Raw genomic sequence first — 8,074 nt, forward strand, 5'->3', positions numbered from 1 at the left:
GATGTAAAGCAATTACTACAGATAGCTGGTAAGCAAGCTTTCAAACCTTCTTTCTATAAGCGCGTACAGGGACTGCAACCTACAGCTTCGGCTTTTTCATTGCACTTGGTGCTTAAGCCTAATATTTTCCTTTATTTACCTTATAATATCTACTGGTTTAAGGATAATGATAGTGTGTATAACACTGCACAATATGCCACTAATGATTTTCCACTATCATATATGCTCTCTATGAATCCACCAAAGAATGGGGGAGCTTATACCGATAATATCACTATTCTTACCTATATGGCTCCTGATGAACTACACCGCTGGCAAGAGAGTTTTAGTACTTGTACTCAAGGAGAGGGTAGGGGAGAGCAATACGAACTTTTCAAACGCCAACGCGCTTTAGATTTATTAGATGTTGTAGCCCAAAAGTTCCCTACTATCAAGCAATCTATCGCTTATTATTACACATCTACCCCTCTTACTTACCGCGACTATATAGGCAGTGCTATGGGGGCTATTTACGGCTACAAAAAAAACGCTGACCATATAATGGAAAGCGTTTTTATGCCACAAACTCACATTAAGAATTTATATCTCGTAGGGCAAAGTGTTGCAATGCACGGATTGGTAGGGGTTACCATCAGTGCAGTGCTAACTTACCAAATCTTAATGCGGTCTTCAGGTTTTTTATAGAGTTTATCTCCTTCTTTTACATCAAAGGCTTTATACCAAGCATCAACATTCACAAGAGGACCAAATGAACGGAAGTAACCAGGGCTATGAGGGTCTGTCTTCACTTGATTGGTGAGGTATTGTTCTTTAGAAAGCGTACGCCATACAGTACCCCAAGAGATAAAGAAACGTTGTTCTTGTGTAAAGTTGCTTATTTTACCCACTTGTCCTTTGTCTTTCAAATACATTTGTAGGGCATCAAAAGCGATGTTTACTCCACCAAGGTCAGCTATGTTTTCACCACTAGTGAAAGTACCGTTTACGAATACGCCTTTCACAGGTTCATACTTGTCAAATTGTGCAGCAAGAGCTTTGGTAGCATCTTCAAAGTTCTTTTTGTCTTCAGGTGTCCACCAGTTTTGTAGGTTACCATCTCCATCAAACTCAGCACCACTATCATCAAAACCGTGGGTCATTTCGTGTCCTATTACAGCTCCTATACCACCAAAGTTCACTGCTGGGTCAGCTTCAAAGTTAAAGAAAGGAGGTTGTAAGATAGCAGCAGGGAATACGATTTCATTATATAGCGGGTTGTAATACGCATTTACGGTTTGTGGCGACATTCCCCATTTAGTTTTATCAACAGGTTTGCCTACTTTCTCCAAACTCTTTTGGTAAGCCCATTCGCTCACGCGTTGCAAGTTAGCAAAATAAACAGTCTTAGCAGCGGGTTCAATGGTAAGTTTAGAGTAGTCTTCCCATTTGTCAGGATACCCTACTTTTACGGTGAATTTGTTCAGTTTAGCCAATGCTTTTTCTTTTGTAGCATCAGACATCCAAGTCACTTCTTTTATGTGTTGAGCAAAACTCTTTTTGAGGTAGTCTACTAAAGTTACCATCTCTTCTTTAGCTTTAGCAGGGAAGTATTTTTCTACATACAGCTTACCAAAGGCTTCTCCCAAAATATTGTTGATAACACTTAGAGCGCGTTTGTTCATTGGGCGTTGCTCTTGTTGTCCTTGCAATTCTTTATTGTAGAAGTTAAAAGAAAGTTCATCAAGCTCTTTAGTAAGGTTGCTTGCGTTATCAGCTACCAATTGGTATTTTAGGTAATCTTTTAGCAGAGGTAAGTTCTTTTCGTTGATAAACTTGTCATATTGTTTGTACAAACGAATTTCAGAAACTACCACCTTATCAATATTTACACCTACATTTTTGAGGTATTGAGGCAAGTTGAGGTTTTTAACCAATTTGCTAAGCTCCTCCATAGTTTGGGGGTTATAGCTGAGGTTAGGGTTGCGGTCTTCCTCATTGGTTAGCATTAGTTTAGCTACAGAGCGCTCAAAATCTACTATTTTTTTAGCTTTTTCAGCAGCTTTGTCATCTTTTAACACTTTGAAGATAGCAGCTACGTAATCTTGGTATTTTTGTAGCGCTTCAGTATTCTCTTTATTATCCTTTTGATAATAATCGCGTCCCATACCGATGCTAAAGTTACCAAGATAAACGGTATTGGTGTTAGAATCCTTCATATCGGCATACACGCCCCAAGCACAGATAGGGTTTTCACCTTCTTTAGTAGCCTCTTCTAAGTATTTTTGAAGGTCAGCAAGCGTTTTAATAGCATCAATTTTGTTTAGATAGCCTTCTATAGGTTTTAGTCCCTCAGCATCGCGCTTGTTCCAGTCTATGAAAGATTCATATAGGTCTTTTATCTTCTGTCCTTCAGTGCCTTGTTCAAAGTTTTCTTTTAGCAAATTGTCTAAAATAAGCAGACAGTTCTCATCGGTTTTCTCACGTAGAATATGAAAAGAACCCCACGTAGGTTTGTCAGCGGGTATTTGGGCAGTTTTAGCCCAAGTACCATTTACATAATTGTAGAAATCATCTTGCGGACGCACGGTAGTGTCCATTTCAGCAAGGGCAATTCCCTTGTCTACATTTGTGTTTTCACTCATTGTGTTTTCTGTTTTTTTGTTATTTCCGCAGGCTATCATTAGCCCCATTGATGAAAGTAACAGTACGGTTTTAGTTGTTTTTCTCATCATAATATTAGGTTTTTTGAATTGATACCACAAAGGTAATAATAAATTCTTAATTAGCAAGTGTGTTATTAGTTTTTTTATAAAAGTTATTAGCTGCTAGCCAAACTAACAGCTAACGGCTAATAACTAACAGCTAACGGCTAATAACTAACTACTAACAGCTAAGGCTATTTAATAGTAAAATTAAGTCCTTTGTGCTCTCCTAAGCCATAATAATGCTTAAAGTTATAGATAAGAGGTTCCCACGCTAACGGATTGATTTTGTTTTCCTCCATCACTAAATGGTCTTCAGCGTGTACTTGAACAAACTCAAGCTCTATTAGGGCGTATGTGCCGCGGTCATTCACTTGCTTCACTACGGCTTCTGCTTGTATAGGGCACTCAGCTATACGAGGAACACGAACCTTTTCAGAAGGCAATTGGGTAAAACCACCTATAGCAAACTTGTCGTCAGTATAAGCGTACTTACCTACTTTCTGAGGGGGTACAGGGTTTTGCGCAGTATAGGGGGCTATTGCCTCTACTTTCTCCCACATTTCTGCCGAAGGCAGGTTGAATACCACTTCGGGTACTTCCATTACATTATGATAGGCTTTGTTTAGCTTTACAAGAGCTATCACAGCATTCGTGCCTAAGGTAAAGTTGCACGAAATAGGCGTAACATCGGCGTTTCCGTCTTTATCAATAGTAGTAAGGAGTACTACAGGAAACCCGTAATAAAACATACTTGGTAAAAAAGACTTCATATAGTATTGATTATTTAATTTATTTCACTTCTAACGTTCTTTCTTCTTCAAAATCGTTGGGCAGCGTGAATACAAGGGTATAACGCCCTTTGGGCAGATATACATTGCCGTCAGTTGCAGTGGGCAGGAATATCTTCTGTACACTTTTTTCATAGGCTACTTTGCCTTCTGCCGAAATAGTAAGGTCGTAAGGTATGTAGTTAAACCCTTTGTTGGTTTTATAAATAAACTCATTGAGGGTAATTTTACCTTTCATTACTTTTACGTTTATTGATAATCCTTCTTCTGAAGCAAAAGCATAGCTGTATACAGTAGGTTTTAGAGGCTCTTCCCATTCATTAGCAGCATTGCCCCATTTAGCCGAATAGTTTATGCTGATAGGGGCTTCAAAGGGGTAAAATTCTTGTGAGGTAATAGCTACTCGCAGTTCTTGCATCATCTTTATAGAGGTGCGATAAAGCCCACGCCCTAGGGTAGCTACCGTCATTTCACCGGTATTTTCGTCTATCATAAGGTCGGCGATACCTGTCTCAGGCAGCCCTTTGCTAAAAGGTTGCCAACTTTCTCCTAAGTTAAACGAAATGTACAAACCGTTGTCAGTGCCAGCGTATAGTATTTGTTCGTTTATAGGGTCTTCTTTTAGTACATTTACCCTGCTGTCAGGCAGGTCTGAACGAATGTCTGTCCAACTTTTTCCATTGTCATTACTGATGAAAATAAAAGGGTCAGTAGCCGTTTCATCAGTGCTTATAAGGGTGGTGAGTACGCGGTTGCGCTGATGTTTTGAGGCAATAAGGTTATTCACGCGTAGTGCACGAGGGAAAGCGTTGTATATCTGCTTCCACGATACACCTCCATTGTCAGAAGTGTATATCATACCATCATCACTACCTGTGTATAGCAAGCCAAACATAAAAGGCGATTCTGCTATTGCCGAGATAGTGCCATATGCCTTGTTACCTTGTTTGTTCCCATTGGTTACATCGTCAGAGATAGTGCGCCAATTGCGCCCTTTGTCTAAAGAGATATGCAATTTATTGCTTCCTATATAAATGATGTCTTTATTTTGAGGTGAAACCAATAGAGGAGCGTACTTGCCAAAACGCAAAGGGGCTTTACTTTCGCCGTAATACATAGTGCCCAAGGCTGTTTGTTGGTCTTTATTAGGATAAAAAGTAAAGAAACGACCGTAAGAGGCAGCTGCATAGGTCTCATTTCCAAAGGTTAAACGGTTAATAGGGAGCTTAAAGATATTCCATTGTGCGTTATTTTTGGCCAGTACGCCTTGTTTGCTAATAAAGTAAGGTGTTTTGTTAGCGTTGTCATATGTCAATTGCTCAAAATTCATCGCTTGAGGAACGTTTTTAGTCGCAAAAGTACGTCCACTGTCGTAAGAAAGCATTAGCCCATACGGAGTAGTGCAAAATAGGGTGCCTTGCTGCTGATATAATTGCTCATAACCACTTCCAAGATTTACAGGCTGTTTGCTGCGCCACGTTTTTCCTCCATCAACTGACTCCAATAAAGGGTAACCACCGATAAGTACGTGCTCTTTGTCGGCAGGGTCAGCACTGATAGAGGCAAAGCGTTCGCCATTTTGGTAATACACATCATTTAAGGGTTGGGTGTTTGTTTTTTGCCACGAAGTACCCCCATCGGTAGTGAGGTATATTTCAGCTCCTATAACTTCTTTTTCGCTGGTGCCTAAAAAGTTGAGTAACTTGCTGGGCGAGGTCACTTCAGCACTAATAATATCTTTCAGGTGTTGAGCGGTGTACTTTTTGTTTTCTCCTACGTTGTATAAAAACCGATTTAACCGACTGTTGTCTAAGGCGAGAAAATCGCTCTTGCTCATACCATCAAAATCTTGAGCGGTAAGCTGTAAGTGAGTCTGTTTTTGTAGGCTGTTACTGCTCTCTTTTTTCTTATAGTTGCGGTTGTCTACTACAACGTAATAGGTTTGTGCATCTACACAGCTAATTCCTATTCTGCCTATGGCATTACCTTTTAGAAAACCATTGTTAGCCGTTATTTTCGTCCAAGTGTTGCCCTTGTCAGTGCTTTTGTAGATGGCACTATTGCTGCCGTAAGGCACACTATTCCACGGACTGTCATTTATCTCCCAAGCGGTAGCTAGTAGAGTGCTGCCATCAGGGGTAGCTACTATGTCGCTGATACCCGTGCGAGTACCTACAAATAGCTTTTGCTGCCACGTTTTGCCTCCATCATTACTTTTGAAGATACCGCGCTTTTCATCTGTTTTATACTTATTGCCTAATACGCCTACTACTATCTCTTGAGGATTAGAGGGCGATAGATAAATGGCTGTGATGTGTTTAAGTCCAGCAAGTCCCCTAAAATCAACAGTTTTGCCATTATCAGTAGAAACGAATAATCCATAGGGAGTAGCCACTGCTAACGTACCTGACTGCCAATTCATTGCCAGAGCTGTAATCGTTTGTGAGGGCAGGGTAGTGCATAGCTCGCGGTAAGTCTCCCCTCCGTTTTGGGTAAGCCACACCCCCCCTTGATGAGGAGCCACTACGAAATGGCTAGCATTAGCAGGGTTCACAGCCAAAGCACTGATACGGTTTCCCATATCTTTTACTTTCACCGGTTCAAAAGGAGTTTCGCGTACCCACGATTGTTTTTTTAGTTCTTCTTTTTGGCGCAAAGATAGCGGAAGTAACTCCTGTGCCATAAGGCTTGTGGTAGCAATTGAGAATAAAAGTACAAAAATATTTGTCTTATTTTTCATTGGGTTTTGTTATTTTCATTAGTTTGTAATAACGCATTTATCTCACGTAATGCAGTGCAAATGTACAACATTTTATTTAAATTACAGCAACTGAATGCCGTTTTCTTCACAAAGCAGCAGCATATCATCTGTCCAGATAGAGGCTTGTACCTCCCCTATATGTGCTTTCTGCATAAGCAACATACAAATACGCGACTGACCGATACCGCCACCAATAGTCAGAGGGAGCTCTCCTTTTAAGAGCATTTGGTGGTAGTCTAAGCTTTTGCGGTGTTCAGCATTAGCCACTTGCAATTGGTCTGCTAATGATTTTTCATCTACGCGTATCCCCATAGACGATAATTCTAAGGCACTGTCCAACACCGGATTCCATAAAATAAGGTCACCGTTTAGTTCCCAATCGTCATAGTCAGGGGCGCGGTTGTCGTGTTTTTTACCTGAGCGTAGTGTTTTTCCTATTTGAGTGATGAAAATAGCGCCCTTTTCTTTAGCAAATACTTCTTCGCGTTTTTGAGACGATAGAGTAGGGTAGCGGTCTTCAAGTTCTTGTGAACTGATAAAAGTCACCTCTTTAGGCAGGAAAGCCTTGCACTTGGGGTAATGAGCTACAAGGGCAGCTTCTGTTTCCAAAAAAGCATTATAAAGCTGATTTACTGTTTGTTGCAAGTACGACAAAGTCCGGTCAGTAGGGGCTATAACCTTTTCCCAGTCCCATTGGTCTACGTAGATAGAATGTGTATTGTCTAAGGTTTCATCGCGGCGGATAGCGTTCATATCGGTATAAATACCTTCGTGTAGGCTGATGCCATAACGCTTTAGTGCCAAACGCTTCCATTTAGCGAGCGAGTGAATAATTTCAATAGTCTGTCCTTCAGCGTCTTTCATTTCAAAACTCACTGGGCGTTCCACACCGTTCAGGTCGTCATTAAGTCCTGTAGCGCGTTTTACAAACAGTGGAGCAGAGATACGAGTGAGGTGAAGCGCACGAGCCAAAGTAGTTTCAAAAGTATCTTTAATAAGCTTGATAGCGCGTTCGGTATCCATAATGCCATAAGGCGATACGTAGTTTTTAGGAATGATAATCATAATGAGTCAATTTGCTAATTTGCCAATGAAGAAAGAATGCAAAATTTGTACCATATTTATTTGTCTCATTTGCTAACCATTTTTAGAACGTGACAATCTTCTCAGCCTTCTCAGCCCTCCCACTTGTCTCACCTGTCCCACTTTTCCCAGCCCTCTCAATCCTCCCAGCCTTCTCAGTTCTTTCAGAAAAAATTTCTTCTATAGCTTCCCTTTACTTTAGATATAGGAAGAATACAAGATCACCGAAGGATTACCGAAAGATGAGCGAAATCCAAACGTCTAATTATCGCCTAAAAACCAGAAAAATATGCTACCTCCAGCCCTCTCAGCCTTCTGAGCCCTCCCACTAACCCAATAATTTCGTTTGTTTTACCTAATTTGTCAAATCGACAAATTGTCAAATTGACAAATTATCACTATCTTTGCACCAAAAACATTCATTTCTTTAAATGACACAAGTGCCAAATCTTTTACATACTTCTGTAGAATACCTGCGAGGGGTAGGCAAACAGCGGGCAGAACTGCTTAAGTCCGAATTAGGCATAGAGCAGTATCAAGACTTGCTAAACCTATTTCCTAACCGGTATATAGATCGTACCAAGTTTTATAAAATCAATGAGTTACAAAATAATAATGCCGAAGTACAGCTTATTGGTAAGATTGTAAACTTGCGTACGGTAGCCTCAGCACAGCAGAAGCAAGCGCGTTTAGTAGCTACTTTTGTAGATGAAACGGGGCAAATGGAGTTAGTATGGTTCAAAGGACACAAGTGGATA

The 8,074-nt window shown here is 40.5% G+C and carries 5 protein-coding genes and 1 pseudogene; 2 read left to right on the plus strand and 4 right to left on the minus strand.

Annotation, left to right across the window (positions count from 1 at the left end; all coding sequences use genetic code 11):
- A partial coding sequence (locus tag HMPREF9074_RS10580) for a phytoene desaturase family protein (protein ID WP_034540707.1) occupies positions 1 to 684 on the plus strand: 684 nt, incomplete at its 5' end.
- Here HMPREF9074_RS10580 and HMPREF9074_RS10585 read toward each other — a convergent pair.
- From HMPREF9074_RS10585 to asnA, 4 genes are all read right to left on the minus strand, one after another.
- Positions 648 to 2,711, minus strand: a complete 2,064-nt coding sequence (locus HMPREF9074_RS10585; protein ID WP_009391833.1) for a M13 family metallopeptidase — start codon at positions 2,709 to 2,711, stop codon at positions 648 to 650. The genes HMPREF9074_RS10580 and HMPREF9074_RS10585 overlap by 37 nt on opposite strands.
- A gap of 164 nt (positions 2,712 to 2,875) precedes the next feature.
- Positions 2,876 to 3,454: a flavin reductase family protein gene (locus HMPREF9074_RS10590; protein WP_009391831.1), complete on the minus strand. Its 579-nt coding sequence runs from the start codon at positions 3,452 to 3,454 to the stop codon at positions 2,876 to 2,878.
- A gap of 19 nt (positions 3,455 to 3,473) precedes the next feature.
- Complete coding sequence (locus HMPREF9074_RS10595; protein ID WP_009391829.1) at positions 3,474 to 6,212, minus strand: WD40/YVTN/BNR-like repeat-containing protein; 2,739 nt, start codon at positions 6,210 to 6,212, stop codon at positions 3,474 to 3,476.
- Between the two features lie 81 nt (positions 6,213 to 6,293).
- On the minus strand, positions 6,294 to 7,298 hold the full coding sequence (gene asnA / locus HMPREF9074_RS10600) for an aspartate--ammonia ligase (protein ID WP_009391828.1): 1,005 nt from the start codon (positions 7,296 to 7,298) through the stop codon (positions 6,294 to 6,296).
- A 458-nt stretch (positions 7,299 to 7,756) separates the two neighbouring features.
- On the opposite strand from asnA, the pseudogene HMPREF9074_RS10605 reads away from it, so the two are divergent.
- A pseudogene (locus HMPREF9074_RS10605) lies at positions 7,757 to 8,074 on the plus strand (ATP-dependent DNA helicase RecG); the annotation flags it as partial.

This window comes from Capnocytophaga sp. oral taxon 329 str. F0087, assembly GCF_000213295.2.
In the GTDB taxonomy this organism is placed as follows: domain Bacteria; phylum Bacteroidota; class Bacteroidia; order Flavobacteriales; family Flavobacteriaceae; genus Capnocytophaga; species Capnocytophaga leadbetteri_A.